Source organism: Mucilaginibacter xinganensis (assembly GCF_002257585.1).
In the GTDB taxonomy this organism is placed as follows: domain Bacteria; phylum Bacteroidota; class Bacteroidia; order Sphingobacteriales; family Sphingobacteriaceae; genus Mucilaginibacter; species Mucilaginibacter xinganensis.
On the sequence record NZ_CP022743.1, the window covers coordinates 1,875,481 to 1,892,216 of the forward strand.

At 38.0% G+C, this 16,736-nt stretch carries 14 protein-coding genes; all 14 read left to right on the forward strand.

Annotated elements, in window-relative coordinates:
• Positions 1 to 94 precede the first annotated feature (94 nt).
• The gene (rpoC, locus tag MuYL_RS08165; protein WP_094570063.1) at positions 95 to 4,381 is read left to right on the forward strand and encodes a DNA-directed RNA polymerase subunit beta'; all 4,287 of its coding nucleotides are present in this window, start codon (positions 95 to 97) and stop codon (positions 4,379 to 4,381) included.
• 302 nt (positions 4,382 to 4,683) lie between these two features.
• Complete coding sequence (locus tag MuYL_RS08170) at positions 4,684 to 4,995, forward strand: DUF3467 domain-containing protein (protein WP_094570064.1); 312 nt, start codon at positions 4,684 to 4,686, stop codon at positions 4,993 to 4,995.
• A 17-nt stretch (positions 4,996 to 5,012) separates the two neighbouring features.
• Positions 5,013 to 6,128, forward strand: coding sequence for a GDP-mannose 4,6-dehydratase (gmd, locus tag MuYL_RS08175; protein WP_094570065.1), 1,116 nt, complete (start codon positions 5,013 to 5,015; stop codon positions 6,126 to 6,128).
• 6 nt (positions 6,129 to 6,134) lie between these two features.
• Entirely contained in the window at positions 6,135 to 7,076 is a 942-nt protein-coding gene (gene fcl / locus MuYL_RS08180) for a GDP-L-fucose synthase (protein WP_094570066.1), read from the forward strand.
• 108 nt (positions 7,077 to 7,184) lie between these two features.
• Positions 7,185 to 9,668, forward strand: a complete 2,484-nt coding sequence (locus MuYL_RS08185; RefSeq protein WP_094570067.1) for an SLBB domain-containing protein — start codon at positions 7,185 to 7,187, stop codon at positions 9,666 to 9,668.
• A 25-nt stretch (positions 9,669 to 9,693) separates the two neighbouring features.
• Positions 9,694 to 10,791 carry a lipopolysaccharide biosynthesis protein gene (locus MuYL_RS08190; protein WP_094570068.1) on the forward strand — a complete coding sequence of 366 codons (1,098 nt, stop codon included), beginning with the start codon at positions 9,694 to 9,696 and terminating at the stop codon, positions 10,789 to 10,791.
• Positions 10,792 to 10,879: 88 nt separating this feature from the next.
• A complete protein-coding gene (locus tag MuYL_RS08195; RefSeq protein WP_094570069.1) occupies positions 10,880 to 11,290 on the forward strand; it encodes a sugar 3,4-ketoisomerase in 411 nt (136 codons plus the stop codon).
• Positions 11,291 to 11,701: a sugar 3,4-ketoisomerase gene (locus tag MuYL_RS08200; RefSeq protein WP_094570070.1), complete on the forward strand. Its 411-nt coding sequence runs from the start codon at positions 11,291 to 11,293 to the stop codon at positions 11,699 to 11,701.
• Positions 11,695 to 12,246, forward strand: coding sequence for an acyltransferase (locus MuYL_RS08205; RefSeq protein WP_094570071.1), 552 nt, complete (start codon positions 11,695 to 11,697; stop codon positions 12,244 to 12,246). The genes MuYL_RS08200 and MuYL_RS08205 overlap by 7 nt, the downstream gene beginning before the upstream one ends.
• Positions 12,243 to 13,349: a DegT/DnrJ/EryC1/StrS family aminotransferase gene (locus MuYL_RS08210; RefSeq protein WP_094570072.1), complete on the forward strand. Its 1,107-nt coding sequence runs from the start codon at positions 12,243 to 12,245 to the stop codon at positions 13,347 to 13,349. The genes MuYL_RS08205 and MuYL_RS08210 overlap by 4 nt, the downstream gene beginning before the upstream one ends.
• The gene (locus tag MuYL_RS08215; protein ID WP_094570073.1) at positions 13,330 to 13,926 is read left to right on the forward strand and encodes a DapH/DapD/GlmU-related protein; all 597 of its coding nucleotides are present in this window, start codon (positions 13,330 to 13,332) and stop codon (positions 13,924 to 13,926) included. The genes MuYL_RS08210 and MuYL_RS08215 overlap by 20 nt, the downstream gene beginning before the upstream one ends.
• A 10-nt stretch (positions 13,927 to 13,936) precedes the next feature.
• The gene (locus MuYL_RS08220; RefSeq protein WP_094570074.1) at positions 13,937 to 15,184 is read left to right on the forward strand and encodes an O-antigen translocase; all 1,248 of its coding nucleotides are present in this window, start codon (positions 13,937 to 13,939) and stop codon (positions 15,182 to 15,184) included.
• Positions 15,181 to 16,023, forward strand: a complete 843-nt coding sequence (locus MuYL_RS08225; RefSeq protein WP_094570075.1) for a glycosyltransferase family 2 protein — start codon at positions 15,181 to 15,183, stop codon at positions 16,021 to 16,023. Before MuYL_RS08220 ends, MuYL_RS08225 begins: the two co-directional genes overlap by 4 nt.
• Before the next feature lie 86 nt (positions 16,024 to 16,109).
• Positions 16,110 to 16,703: an acyltransferase gene (locus MuYL_RS23795; protein WP_394338998.1), complete on the forward strand. Its 594-nt coding sequence runs from the start codon at positions 16,110 to 16,112 to the stop codon at positions 16,701 to 16,703.
• The last annotated feature ends 33 nt before the right edge of the window (positions 16,704 to 16,736 follow it).

A 16,736-nucleotide genomic window follows, 5' to 3' on the forward strand; every position in this document is an offset into this window, starting at 1 on the left:
GGTAAAAGGATAAAGGTAAAAGGCGAGAGGCAGAAATGTCGATTCCTTTTACCTTTCACCTTTCGCTTTTCACCTTCAAAAAACAAAGGAGACTATGTCTTACAAAAAGGATAATAAAATCAAGAGTAATTTCACCACCATTACCATCAGTTTAGCTTCTCCGGAATCTATCCTGGAACGTTCAAGCGGTGAAGTTTTAAAACCTGAAACCATTAACTACAGGACTTACAAGCCTGAGCGTGATGGTTTATTCTGCGAGCGTATTTTTGGTCCGGTTAAAGATTATGAGTGCCATTGCGGTAAATACAAGCGTATCCGTTACAAGGGTATTGTTTGTGATCGTTGCGGTGTTGAAGTAACTGAGAAAAAAGTACGTCGTGAGCGTATGGGACACATCAATTTGGTGGTTCCTGTTGCACATATCTGGTATTTCCGTTCGTTGCCAAATAAAATTGGTTACTTACTGGGCTTGCCTACAAAAAGACTGGATCTGATTATTTACTACGAACGTTATGTAGTGATTCAACCGGGTATTAAAGAAGCTGACGGAATCAACAAAATGGATTTCCTTACAGAAGAAGAATACCTTGACGTATTGGATACCCTTCCAAAGGAAAACCAATACCTTGATGATAAAGATCCGCAAAAATTTGTGGCTAAAATGGGCGCCGAGGCATTAGAGGAGTTGTTAAAACGCCTTGACCTTGACGAACTTTCATTTAGCTTACGTCACCAGGCTGCTAACGAAACTTCTCAGCAACGTAAAAACGAAGCTTTAAAACGTTTACAGGTTGTTGAAGCTTTCCGTGATGCAAAAACAAGGATCGAGAATAACCCTGAATGGATGATCGTTAAGATCGTTCCGGTTATCCCGCCTGAATTGCGCCCGTTAGTACCATTGGAAGGTGGCCGTTTTGCAACTTCGGATTTAAATGACCTTTACCGCCGTGTTATTATCCGTAACAACCGTTTAAAACGATTGATTGAGATAAAAGCGCCGGAAGTTATATTACGTAACGAAAAACGTATGTTACAGGAAGCTGTTGACTCGTTATTTGACAACTCACGTAAAGTAAACGCGGTAAAAACCGAAGGTAACCGTGCTTTAAAATCACTTTCAGACATTCTGAAAGGTAAACAAGGCCGTTTCCGTCAAAATTTATTAGGTAAACGTGTTGATTATTCAGCCCGTTCGGTGATTGTTGTAGGTCCTAACCTTAAATTACACGAATGCGGTTTACCAAAAGATATGGCTGCCGAGCTGTTCAAACCATTTATCATCCGCAAAATGATTGAGCGTGGTGTGGTTAAAACAGTGAAGTCTGCCAAAAAGATTGTTGACCGTAAAGACCCATTGGTTTGGGACATTTTGGAAAACGTATTGAAAGGCCACCCTGTATTATTGAACCGTGCGCCTACGCTGCACAGGTTAGGTATCCAGGCTTTTCAGCCAAAATTGGTTGAAGGCAAGGCTATTCAATTGCACCCGTTAACCTGTACCGCCTTCAACGCGGATTTTGACGGTGACCAGATGGCTGTGCACGTACCCTTGGGTAACGCAGCAATTTTGGAAGCCCAGGTTTTAATGCTTGCATCACACAATATCCTTAACCCTGCTAACGGAACGCCTATTACAGTTCCATCTCAGGACATGGTGCTTGGTTTGTACTACATAACCAAAGGACGTAAAACTGATGCCGGACGTGTTGTAAAAGGTGAAGGATTAACATTCTACTCTTCTGAAGAAGTAATTATTGCCTATAATGAACGTAAGATTGACCTGCATGCCTTTATTAAGGTTAAAGGATTGATCAAAGAACGTGACGGGCAAATAGTAAGCAAAATTATTGATACTACTGTTGGCCGTGTATTGTTCAATGAGCACGTTCCGGTTGAAGTAGGTTATATCAACGAATTGCTTACCAAAAAATCATTACGTGATATTATTGGTGAGGTTGTAAAAATTACCGGTATGGCGCGTGCTGCCCAGTTCCTTGATGATATTAAGGAATTAGGTTTCAGAATGGCATTCCAGGGTGGTTTATCATTTAACCTTAAGGATATCAATATTCCTGATGAAAAGGTTACGCTGATAGCCCAGGCTTCAAAACAAGTTGAAGAGGTTATGGGCAACTATAACATGGGTTTCATCACCAACAATGAGCGTTACAACCAGATCATCGATATCTGGACCCGTATCAACAACCGCTTAACAGCGAATGTAATGGAGATCCTTTCATCAGACAACCAGGGCTTCAACTCTGTTTACATGATGCTTGACTCTGGAGCGCGTGGTTCAAAAGAGCAGATCCGTCAGCTGGCAGGTATGCGTGGTTTGATGGCTAAGCCTCAAAAATCAGGTTCAGGTGGCGAGATCATTGAAAACCCGATCCTTTCAAACTTTAAAGAAGGTTTGTCAGTATTGGAGTACTTTATCTCAACTCACGGTGCACGTAAAGGTTTGGCGGATACAGCGTTAAAAACTGCTGATGCTGGTTACTTAACACGTAGGTTGCATGACGTTGCCCAGGATATGATAGTTGGTACAGTTGATTGCGGTACTTTAAGAGGTATATATACTACCGCCCTTAAAGATAACGAGGATATTGTTGAGCCATTATACGATCGTATTTTAGGCCGTACTTCATTACATGATGTGCTTGACCCTATTACTAATAATTTATTAGTTTCTGCCGGACAGGATATTACTGAAGAGATTGCTAAAACTATAGAAAACTCTCCGCTGGAAGGTATCGAAATTCGTTCGGTATTAACTTGCGAAAGCAAACGCGGTGTATGTGCATTATGCTATGGCCGTAACCTTGCAAGCGGTAAACGCGTGCAAAAAGGCGAGGCTGTTGGCGTAATTGCTGCACAGTCAATCGGTGAGCCGGGTACACAGTTAACATTGCGTACGTTCCACGTGGGTGGTACCGCGTCAAACATTGCGGCTGAATCACAGATAAATGCAAGGTTCGATGGTATCATTGAATTTGAGAACGTTCGTACAGTTGAATACAAAACCGAAGAAGGTTTGGTTGAGGTTGTATTAGGCCGTTCAGGTGAGTTCAGGATAGTTGAAGAGGGAACCAACAAAGTGATTGTTACCAACAATATTCCATACGGTGCATATCTGTATGTAAAAGATGGCAGCAAGATCACCAAAGGCGACCGTATCTGTTCATGGGATCCGTACAACGCGGTAATTATATCTGAATTTGCAGGTGTTGCCAAATTTGAAGCTGTTTTGGAAGGTATTACTTTCCGCGAAGAATCAGACGAGCAAACAGGTCACCGCGAAAAGGTAATTATTGATACAAGAGATAAAACTAAAAACCCGGTTATCCAGGTTGCTGATAATAAAGGTAACATCATTAAAGGATACAACATTCCGGTGGGTGCCCACATTGCAGTTGACGAAAACGAAAAACTGCAAACAGGCCAGGTTATTGCCAAGATTCCTCGTTCAACAGGTAAAACCCGTGATATTACAGGTGGTTTACCACGTGTAACCGAGTTGTTTGAAGCACGTAACCCGTCAAACCCTGCTGTGGTAACTGAAATTGATGGTGTGGTAACATTAGGTGGTGTTAAACGTGGTAACCGCGAAATCACCATTGAATCAAAAGACGGACAGGTTAAAAAGTACCTGGTTCCATTGTCAAAACACATCCTTGTACAGGATAATGACTTTGTGAAGGCTGGTATGCCATTGTCTGACGGTTCAATATCACCTGCTGATATCCTTGCGATTAAGGGCCCTGCTGCTGTACAGGAATATCTTGTGAATGGTATCCAGGAAGTTTACCGTTTACAGGGTGTGAAGATCAACGACAAACACTTTGAAGTGATTGTTCACCAAATGATGCAGAAGGTAGCTATCGAAGATGCCGGCGATACCCGCTTCCTTGAAAGAGAAGCAGTTGACAGCTGGGATTTCATGCTGGAGAATGATGACATCTTTGATAAAAAGGTTGTTACTGAACCAGGAGATTCTACCAGCCTAAAATCCGGGCAGATAGTTTCGGTAAGAAGACTGCGCGACGAAAACTCAATTTTAAAACGTAAAGATTTAAAATTAGTTGAAGTACGTGACGCTATTGCTGCAACCTCTAGTCCAATGCTTCAGGGTATAACCAGGGCTTCATTAGGTACTAAATCGTTTATCTCAGCAGCGTCGTTCCAGGAAACTACAAAAGTTCTGAACGAAGCAGCAATTGCAGGTAAGAAAGATTTAATGCTTGGCTTGAAAGAAAACGTTATTGTAGGTCATCTTATCCCGTCAGGAACCGGTTTACGCGAATACGAAAATATCCGTGTAGGTTCGCAAGAGGAATTTGATCGCTTAATGGCTTCAAAAGCTGAAGAAGTAGAAGCTTAATCAGTAAAGTAGATAATAAATAGCAAAGCCTCCCACAAAAGGGAGGCTTTTTTGTTTATACTATGCCGGCAATAATTATAAGGCATTATGCATTTTTTTTATCAAATTGGTAATAAAAAAAGTGAATCTTTGATAAATTGTATAGTTCTCAAATATTTAATTAATTTATCTTTGTGAAATTACCGAAGATAAAGACCAGAACTATATTATTAATAATATTGCAGGAGAGTGGGTAATTAGGCAATAAATTGTTTTTTTGCATTTAAAACCAATATTTATAGTCGGCTTATTATTTTAGCAAAATGGACGAACAAAACGAAAATCAATTAAATATTGAACTTTCCGAAGAAATAGCTGAGGGAATATATTCAAACCTTGCAATAATTACACATTCAACATCGGAATTTGTGATTGATTTTATAAGGGTTATGCCGGGAGTGCCTAAAGCAAAGGTGAAGTCAAGAATTGTATTGACACCGGAACACACTAAAAGGTTATTAACCGCATTAGCTGATAACCTCGAAAAATTTGAGGCAGTAAACGGAAATATAAAGATTCAACAAGACCCAACCGGATTCCCGATGAATTTTGGCGGTACAGTAGGACAAGCATAGTAAAACAATTTATCTTAATGAAAAAAGTAGCTCTTATAACAGGAATAACAGGACAAGACGGCGCGTATCTGGCCGAATTATTACTCTCAAAAGGATATGAGGTACATGGTATAAAACGTCGTAGTTCATTATTTAACACTGACAGGATTGACCATTTATACCAGGATCCGCATGAAAAAAATATAAATCTTGTTTTACACTATGGAGATTTAAGTGATTCGACCAACCTGATCAGGATTATTCAACAGGTTCAGCCTGATGAAATTTATAATCTTGGTGCAATGTCACACGTTAAAGTAAGTTTTGATACGCCTGAATATACTGCAAACGCAGATGGTATAGGGACGTTAAGAATTTTAGAAGCAGTTAGATTACTAAATTTAACAAAGAAGACTAAAATATACCAGGCATCGACCTCGGAATTGTATGGATTAGTTCAGGCCGTTCCACAGTCAGAAACTACACCTTTCTATCCGCGTTCTCCATACGCCGTAGCCAAGCTTTATGCTTATTGGATAACCGTTAACTACCGGGAAGCTTATGGGATTTTTGCCAGCAATGGAATTTTATTTAACCATGAAAGCCCTTTACGCGGTGAAACCTTTGTAACGCGTAAAATTACACGCGCGGTTTCAAAAATAGCGATGGGCTTACAGGATAAGCTTTTCCTTGGAAATTTAGATGCGCAACGCGATTGGGGGCATGCAAAAGATTACGTTGAAGCGATGTACCTTATTTTACAGCAGGATGTTGCTGAAGACTATGTTATTGCCACAGGCGTTACTACGCGTGTGCGTGAATTTGTTAGAATGGCATTTGACCAGGTTGGGATTAAGATTGAGTTTAAGGGCGAAGGTGTGAATGAAAAAGGTTTTGTGGTTAGCTGTAGCAATCCTGATTTCCAGGTTGAAGCCGGAAGAGAAGTGGTTGCTGTTGATGAAAAGTATTTCCGCCCTACCGAAGTGGAATTATTGATAGGTGATCCAACCAAATCTAAAACAAAATTAGGCTGGGTGCCCAAATACGACCTGCAGGGTTTAGTAAGCGAAATGGTTGCTGCCGATGTGGAACTATTCAGACGCGAAAAATTATTGAAAGATTCGGGCTACGTTATTAAAAACCAGTTTGAATAACAGGTAATGGAAAAAGATGCGAAAATTTATATTGCCGGGCATCGCGGAATGGTGGGCTCGGCAATACACCGTAAGCTGATTAAGGAAGGTTATACCAATTTTGTTACCAGAACTTCTGATACAATAGATTTGCGTAATCAGCAACAGGTTACGGATTTTTTTAAGGAAGAAAAGCCTGATTACGTTTTTTTAGCTGCAGCAAAAGTTGGAGGTATAGTTGCCAACAATACCTACAGGGCCGAGTTTTTATATGATAACCTTCAAATACAAAATAACGTTATACATAACTCTTATTTAAACGGTGTAAAAAAGCTTATGTTTTTAGGATCAAGCTGTATTTACCCAAAGATGGCTCCGCAACCATTAAAGGAAGAATATCTGCTTACTGGTTTACTGGAACCTACAAATGAACCTTACGCCATAGCAAAAATTGCAGGTATAAAAATGTGTGATGCTTATCGCGCTCAGTACGGCTGTAACTATATTTCTGTGATGCCCACCAATTTATACGGCTATAATGATAATTATCATCCACAGAACTCTCACGTGTTGCCAGCTTTGATCCGCCGGTTTCATGAGGCAAAGGAGCAAGGGTTACCCCAGGTAGCTATTTGGGGATCCGGTTCACCCAAGCGCGAGTTTCTATTTGCTGATGATTTGGCCGAAGCTTGCTATTATTTAATGCAAAACTATAACGAAGAAGGATTGGTAAATATTGGTACGGGTGAAGATCTATCAATTAAAGACCTCGCCTTACTTGTTAAAGCTGTTGTTGGTTATAGCGGAGACATTAACTTTGATACTACCAAGCCAGATGGTACACCAAGAAAGCTAATGGACGTTAGCAAGCTTCATGCACAAGGCTGGAAGCATACAATAGAACTGCCTGAAGGTATTAAACTTGCTTACCACGACTTTTTAACAAAACACACCTTAGTTAAACCGTAAGGTTCCTTCATATAACTTGTAATTAAATTTGTTTAATATTGCAGCAAATTAACTATCACCTGTACCGCAATTTCACAAAAAAGTTATTTAGTAGGGCTTTTTATAAAAATGAAAAATTTTAAAACGTATTTATTCTTCTTGGTCCTTTTTCTGTGCTTTGTGCTTATAGCGCCTGTGAGCGCCCAAAGCATTCCTAAGAATTTGTCAAGCATAAATGTTGATGACCTTACAGATCAGCAAGTAACGCAGTTAATACAGCAGGCGCAGAAAGCTGGTTTAAGTGACGATCAGCTATTACAGCAAGCCGAAAGTCGGGGGATGTCTGGCTTACAAGTGCAAAAATTACAGACAAGAATTAAAAGTATCAGGAGTAAAAATAGTAGTACCGGATATAAGAAAACAGGCGGAGATACAACTCTTAATAGGAAACGGAAGGTTAATTCTCAGGATTCTTTAACTAGGGACACATCAAAAAATGATCTTTTTATCAATTTAGAACCTAAAATATTTGGTGCAGATCTTTTTAGAAATAGCAATAGTAATACTTTTGAACCTAATTTAAAGCTCGCAACGCCCGTAAATTATATAATTGGTCCCGAAGATCAAATTACCATTAATGTTTATGGAAACTCTGTTGTGGATTGGAGCCTTGATGTTTCGCCTGATGGTAACATTAATATTCCTGGTGTTGGCGTATTGCATGTTGCAGGTAAAACCATTGAGGACGCTACATCGTCAGTTAAAAGTTTGCTTGCCCGAAATAATTACGCCATAGGCCGTGGAACCAATGTAAAAGTAGGGTTAGGTAATATAAGAAGTATAAAAGTAATAGTACAGGGGCAGGTTGTAAAACCGGGAACCTATACTTTATCATCACTTGCAACTGTATTTAATGCATTGTATTCTGCTGGCGGACCTAACGATGTTGGGTCTTTTCGGCAAATTGAGGTGATCAGGAATAACAGAATAGTAAGGCACCTGGATCTGTATGATTTTTTAGTGAAAGGAAGCCAAAGAGATAATATAGCGTTACAGGATCAGGATGTAATACGGGTACCCACATATCAAATCAGGGTAGAGTTTAAGGGGGAAATAAAGATACCGGCGTTGTTTGAAACCCTGCCTGGTGAAGTATTACTGGATGTGATTAATTTTGCCGGCGGGTTTACGGATCAGGCTTATACCGCCCGGATTAAAGTAAATCAGGTAAGTGACCAGCAGCGTAGAATTACGGATGTTTTTGAGTCTGATTATAAAAACTATATTCCTTTACGAGGCGATAAATATACTGCTGACAAAATTCTTGACCGATACGAGAACCGCGTTATAATAAAAGGAGCAATTTTTAGACCCGGCGAATTTGAGTTACAAAAAGGACTAACCCTTTCAAAACTGATAGCAAATGCAGGAGGTTTAAAAGAGGATGCTTTTACAGGCCGCGGAAGTATCATAAGGCTTAATAAGGACAATACTACACAGCAACTGTCTTTTAACGTTTTGGACGTTTTAAATAAGCCATCGTCGGATATTGCATTACAACGTGAAGATAGCGTAGTAATCTCTTCTGTTTTTGACCTTCGTTCAAAATACAAAGTGACTATAAAGGGTGAGGTAAGAAAATCTGGTGAATTTGCATATGCTGATAGTATGAAGGTTACTGATTTGATTATTAAAGCAGGAGGTTTTTCTGAAGGGGCAAGTGCAAAACGTATTGAAGTATCCAGACGGGTTTTTAACAGCGATCCGCGTGTGAGAAATAGCGTAGTTGCACAGGTTTTTAGCGTGGATGTTAACTCGGCACTGAATGATGAAGTTAGCTTTACCCTTAAACCCTTCGACATTGTATCGGTGTATAGTTTGCCGGGATATGAAACTCAAAAAACTGTTAAGGTTGAAGGTGAAGTGATTTACCCTGGCTATTATACTATTCAAAAGAAAAACGAAAAAATTTCAGATATAATTGAGAGAGCCGGTGGTTTGACGCAATCGGCAGACGTCGAGGGAAGCAGCCTGAAACGCGACAACGCCGCTGTGCTTGGCGTTGATAAAACCAAAATTGATACAATGGAATTAAATAAAGAACGTACAGACCGTTTAAGGAGACTGCAGCGTGCTTTTAAAGATTCTACTAACAATGACACCATGCAGTTCCGGAATAATTATGTAGGCATTGATCTGAAGCAAATTTTAAAAAAACCAGGAACCAGCGATGACCTTATTTTGGAAAATGGAGACGTATTAAGAGTACCTAAACAACAGCAAATTGTGAGGGTAAATGGAGAGGTACTTTATCCGAGTGCAATAGTTTACAGTAGTAGCAAGTCATTTAAAGGATATGTAATAAATGCGGGCGGTTATTCTCCAAGGGCTTTAAAACGTGGGGCTTATGTTGTGTATCCTAATGGAACAGTTAAGGGGACGACTAAGTTCTTATTTTTTAATATTCACCCCAGTGTAAAACCTGGTAGCGAAATTTATGTGCCCAGGAAACCTATAACCAATAATAACACTGCACAGGTAATTTTAGGATTCACTACCGGTTTAGCATCATTGGGGGCTATCATTTTGGGTATAATCAGCCTTCATAAATAACTATATAATAGAAGTATAAGCTATTATGGATAAAATTAACCAAGAAAAGGTTTTAGATAACTCAGACGAAATTTCATTGAAGCAGTTTATCCTTAAGGTTCAGGGTGGGCGACGCTTTATTTTTTCTAAATGGAAAGTTATTTTGATTTCTGCTATTATTGGAGGTGGTTTGGGATTGGGTTATGCATTTCTCAAAAAGCCTGTTTATAAAGCGGAATTGAGTTTTGCACTGGAGGATGAGAAGTCTTCTGGTGGCGGCGGCCTCGGCGCTGCAATGGGTTTAGCCAGCCAGTTCGGAATTGACCTGGGTGGTGGCACGGCAGGCGGGGCTTTTGCAGGAGATAATTTACTTGGGCTAATGCGTTCAAGGTCAATGGTCGAAAATACGTTGTTAACCCCGGTGGTTATAAAAGGTACTACGCAAACACTGGCAGGCTTGTATATTTCATTTAATCAGCTACGCGAAAAATGGGATAATAAACCTGAATTAAAAGATATTAAATTCTTGCCGGGAGCTGATCCTGAGAAATTTACCCTTCAGCAAGATAGTGTTTTGGGGGTTTTCTACAATGAGATAATTAAAAATAATTTGTTGGTAGATAAAATTGACAAGAAGCTTAGTATTATTACTGTAGAGGTTAATTCAAAAAACGAGTTATTCTCTAAATATTTTGCGGAAGTGCTCACCAAAACCGTATCCAATTTTTATATCGAAACAAAAACTAAAAAATCAGTTCAAAACGTGAATATCCTGCAACATCAAACTGATTCGGTGAGACGTGAATTAAACGCTGCCTTGACGGGCGTGGCTTCATCATCAGATGTTAACCCAAACCCAAACCCGGCGATGCAGATATTAAGGGTCCCTTCACAGCGACGTCAGGTAGATGTACAGGCGAATACCGCAATATTAACCCAGCTGGTTGCCAACCTTGAAATGTCAAAAGTTTCGTTAAGAAAAGAAACACCGCTTATTCAAATAATTGACAGGCCAATTTTACCTTTGGAAAAGGAAAGGTTTGGTAAGTTAAAAGGATTAATATTAGGTGGGTTTATAGCTGCGTTTTTAACCATTGTTTTTTTACTGCTTCGTAAATTATATAATAATATATTAGAAAAATAAGCAAAAGAAATTATTGAAGATTATAAAGCTAAAATATTGGGGTGATAAAATTATTTAGGAAAGCCAGCTCAAAAATATTAACCATTAAATGGAATTTAAATCAGTAGAAATAATTAAGTTACCTAAAATACTCGATGAAAGGGGTAATCTTTCATTTTTGGAAGCAGATAATCATATTCCTTTTACGATTAAAAGATCTTATTGGATTTACGACGTTCCAGGCGGGGAGCAAAGAGGGGCTCACAGTTATAAAATTAATCAGGAGTTTGTAATTGCACTATCAGGCAGTTTTGACGTGGTTGTCAACGATGGGATCGAAGTAAAAACATATACGTTAAACCGTTCATATTATGGCTTATATATACCTAATGGAATATGGCGCCACATGGAGAACTTTTCCACAAATTCATTAGCCTTCGTTATTTCTTCTACCGATTATAATGAAAACGACTACGAAAGAGATTACGATAATTACTTGAAATCTAAGTTGAATCATTAAATGAGTACAACATACGATTGCTCAATATATGAGCTTCCAAAAATTAAAAACAGAGCGGGTAATATTACCCCTGTTCATAATAATCTGGAAATACCGTTTGCAATAAAGCGGGTGTTTTATTTATATGATATTCCTGGGGGAGAATCCCGGGGAGCTCATGCGCATAAGGAATGCCACCAGTTTCTGATATCAGCAAGCGGAAGCTTTGAAGTATTACTTGATGATGGTAAAACTAAACGTATTATTCAATTAAACCGGCCCTATATAGGCTTACATATCCCCCCGGGAATATGGGCGTCTGAGATTAATTTCTCATCCGGCTCAATTTGCCTGGTTTTTGCATCCCATACTTACAATGAGGACGACTATATAAGAGAGTATGATGATTTTTTAACCTATAAGAAATGGTAGCTAATATTCATCCTTTATCCGACGTGCAAAGTAAAATCATTGGAGATGATACTTTTATATGGCAATTTACTGTTGTACTAAGCGGTGCGGTAATTGGGGCTAACTGTAATATTAATTGTAACTGCTTTATTGAAAACGACGTAGTGATTGGTGATAATGTAACGGTAAAGTCGGGCGTACAGATATGGGACGGTGTGAGAATCGAAGACAATGTATTTATTGGCCCCAACGTCACTTTTACAAATGATCTGCTACCCAGGTCAAAAGTTTACCCGCAGCAATTTAAACGAACAATTATAAGAAAAGGAGCTTCCGTTGGTGGAAATGCCACTATTGTTGCAGGAAACGAAATAGGAAAATTTTCATTAATTGGCGCAGGAAGCGTCGTAACTAAAAATGTGCCCCCATATACAGTATGGTATGGTAATCCCGCAAAGCATAAGGGATTTATTACAGAGGAAGCTGTATTGCTTGATTTGAATTTGTTCGATAACGTAAATAATTTACAATATAAATTAGACGAAAACGGAATTATTATAAAATGATTAAATTTTTAGACTTAAAAGGCATAAACCAACAATATCGTGAAGGATTAAGACTTGCTTTTGATAGGGTATTGGATTCGGGATGGTATATTTTGGGAAATGAAGTGAACCTGTTTGAACAGCAATTTGCTGAATATTGCGGTACTAAGCATGCAATTGGTGTAGCAAACGGTTTGGACGCCCTGATATTGATAATTAGAGCCTATAAAGAATTAGGAGTTTTCAAGGATAATGACGAAATTATTGTACCCGCTAACACTTATATCGCTAGTATTTTAGCTATATCTGCCAATGATTTGATTCCGGTGTTGGTAGAGCCTGACATCGACACTTACAATATTGATCCCAAACTGATAGAAGCTAAAATAACGACAAGGACAAAAGCCATTTTACCGGTTCATTTATACGGAAATTTGTGCGATATGAAATCTATTAATTCAATTGCTGAAAAATACAATTTAAAGGTAATTGAAGATTGTGCACAAGCGCACGGGGCAACAAACGATGGTAAAGCGGCAGGTAATTTTGGTGACGCAGCCGGGTTTAGTTTCTACCCGGGCAAGAACCTTGGCGCTTTAGGTGATGCCGGAGCCGTTACAACGAATGACACAGATTTAGCAGTAACAATAAGGGCTTTGTTAAATTACGGTTCTGAAAAAAAATATCATAACCAATACAAGGGAATAAACAGCAGGCTAGATGAAGTACAGGCTGCTTTATTGGGAGTTAAGCTACACACCCTTAACGATGAAACCCGAATTAAAAGAGAGATAGCCAACCGCTATTTACTGGAAATAAAGAACCCTAAAATAAAATTACCTAAAATAGCGACACAAGAGCAACACGTTTGGCACCTATTTGTTGTTAGGACTGCGAATAGGGAAAAATTGCAGCAATACTTAACAGAGAAAGGAATTCAAACCGTAATCCATTATCCTATACCGCCGCACAAGCAACAGGCTTATAAAGATTGGAACGATTTAAGGTATCCTATAAGTGAAGAAATTCATAGAGAAGTTTTGAGCATTCCGCTGAATTTTATCCTTACCAGCGAGGAAGTTAGCTATATCATAAAGACATTAAATGACTACGGAAAGGATTAAAAGAATTTTAATTAATAGGGTCATTTCTCCTGTTTACACTTCATTTCGCATAGCGAAATATTGGATTTTATCCTCGTGCAGCAATGTAACGGGTACGCCAATTCGTATTTGCCCCGTTTTGTTGAACGGTGTGGGGACGGTTATTTTTAAAAAAAGTGTTACAATAGGTGTTGTCGCATCGCCATATTTTTATAACACCTATTGCTATATCGAAGCCCGTAATTCTTTATCGGTCGTTTCGTTTGGCGATAATGTTTTTATTAATAACAACGCTTGTTTTATAAGTGAAGGAGAAGGGATTTACATCGGTGCAGATGTGCTGATCGGCCCTTCAGTAACGATTTTTGATAGTGATTTTCATGCAATAGATCCTCTTAAAAGAAAGCTGGAAAAAAAAACCGCGAGAGTTCAAATTGAGGATAATGTTTTTATTGGCGCAAATGTCACTATTTTAAAAGGCGTAACTATTGGTAAAAATTCTGTTATAGCAAGTAATTCTCTTGTTTCCAAATCAATCCCGGCTAATGTTATTGCTGGAGGCAATCCATGCAAAATAATAAAAGAGATTAGCGTTTAATAAGAATAAATTGAAACTTGTAAAAACAACTTTTTTTTCGGCTATTATTACTTTTATCCGGATATCTTCCGGATTTGTTGCTGGCAAGGTAGTTTCGCTATTTACGGGGCCGGCTGGTGTGGCGTTGATTGGTCAGTTTACCAATTTTATCACTATTATATTAACATTTGCCAACGGCGCTATCAATACAGGTGTAGTCAAATATACGGCTGAATATAGTGACGATAACCAACAATTAAAAGCGCTTTTTAGTACGTCGTTAAAAATCAGTATTTACTGCTCTGGTATAGTTGGAGCAATCCTTTTGCTTTCCTCTTCGTATCTTTCAACATGGATGTTTAACACATCCTTATATAATAATCCAATACGAGTGCTGGGAGTTACCATAATCTTATATTCCCTCAATACACTTCTAATATCAATTTTAAACGGAAAGCAACAAATAAAAACATATACAATAGTTAATACTGTTGGTAGTATTGTAGGCTTATTGCTTACTGTTGTTCTGGTATATTTCTACAAGGTTGAGGGCGCACTTTATGCCTTAGTGCTGGCTCAGTCAATTGTTTTTGTGGTTACTTTCATTTTGATTATAAAAAGCGATTGGTTTTCCATTTCTTATTTCAACGGAGCTTATGATAGTAAGCTGGGCAGGAAGTTGTTTAATTATAGTTTAATGACAGTTGTTACAGCGCTTACTGGCCCGGTTTCGCAGATCATTTTACGAAAACTGCTTATTACAAATTTAGGAATTAACAGCGCAGGTTACTGGCAAGGCATGATGAGAATTTCTGACGGATACTTGTTATTAATAACAACATCTTTAAGTACCTACTATTTACCAAAGCTATCATCATTAAATACGGAGAAAGAATTACGAAAAGAGATATTTCATGGGTATAAGATAATCCTCCCTGCTGTTTTTTTTGGATGCATTACGATTTATTTTTTGAGGCATTTCATAATACGGATTTTATACACAGGCGAGTTTGAAGGTATGCAAAGCCTTTTTGCTTTTCAATTACTGGGCGACTTCTTTAAAATGGCTGCATGGTTGCTTGGCTACATGATTATTGCCAAGGCCATGACCCGGACATACATAATAACTGAAATTCTTTTCAGTTTTAGCTATGTGTTTTTATCCTACTTTTGCATCTCGATATTTAAATTACAAGGAATAACTATTGCTTTTGCTATCAATTACTTTATTTATTTGATTGTGATGGTGATTATTTTTAGAAAATTATTATTTAAATGAGCTATCCACTAGTTTCAATTATTATTCCAGCCTATAATCACGAAAAATTTATAGCCTATACTTTGGATAGCATTACTGAAGATTCTTATCCTAATAAAGAAATAGTAATTATAAATGATGGATCAAAGGACGATACGGATGGTGTGATAATTAACTGGGTTAAATTAAATCAGAATAAGATTTCGGTCATTTACGTAAAACGGGAAAACAGAGGCATTTGCGCCACGTTAAACGAATTAATCAGGCTTTCGAACGGGAAATATCTTTTAGTAATTGCCAGTGATGATGCTTTATATGGCAACACTATTGCCGAAAGGGTTGATTTGTTGGAAGAAACAGAAAAGAACGGGAAATTGGTTTTGGTTAGTGACGCACAGGTAATAGATGAAAATAACAATTTCATATCGGCAAGCTCAATGGAGATGAATAAAGGAGATAAAAATAAATTTAAAACAGAGGAAGGAATTTTAGAGGAACTGATAAGCAAACCATCTACAGTTGGAGCGATTGCATTAATTAATAAATCAATATATAGCAGGATAGGTTTCTACCCGGAAGACACATTTATAGAAGATTGGTTTTTTTACCAAAGAGCGGCCTCTATTAGGGCTATTTTATTTTGGGATAAAGTAGTTTCACAGTACCGGGTACATTCTTCAAATATGTCAGGATCAAACATTAGCCTCACAAAGCGTTTATTAATATACAGAGCTGTTAAGTTGTCGGTCCGAAGAAATGTTAGCTGGTTTCCGTCTTTATATTTCAAATACTTGGGTGTGAAAAAAATAATAGAATTGGACTTTGCTATTTTAAAGCTAACTTTGAAAAATTATTTCTAAAGAAATAAAAATTTAATATTAAATTAACTTAAGTAATTATTAATCAAATTGTGGTAGGCTTATTGGTAAAAAAATTTAGACAATTAATCTTTTCCAGGCACTTCAATAATATAAAGAAATATTTGGTGTCGGGTAATTCACATTTTTTGGAAAATTTCAGGTTAACGATAATTAAACCTCAAAAAAACAAAGTTTATCTCACGGTTGGTAATGATACGGTTCTTGATTGCAAGGTTTTATTTGAATCAGGTAACGGCGAAGTTGTGATTGGAAACCGTGTACACATTGGATCAAGCACTATAATTTGCCGAACTAAAATAGAGTTTGAAGATAATATATTTGTGGCTTGGGGTACCTGTTTTTATGATCACAATTCTCACTCAATTGACTATCGCCAACGAGAAAATGACATTACACAACAACTGCAAGATTACAGGGCCGGTAAAATTTTTATTGAGAATAAAAATTGGGATGTCGTTGAATCAAAGCCTATAACGATAAAGTCGTATGCATGGATTGGCATGAATTGTATAATTTTAAAAGGTGTGACAATAGGTGAAGGTGCTATAGTTGGTGCCGGAAGCGTAGTAACTAAAGATGTGCCCGCCTGGACTATTGTAGGGGGAAATCCGGCGAAGGTAATCAAAGATATTCCTGACGAATATAAAAATAGGGGATAGAGTGCGCTTGACACGGATAAATACACCGTTTTA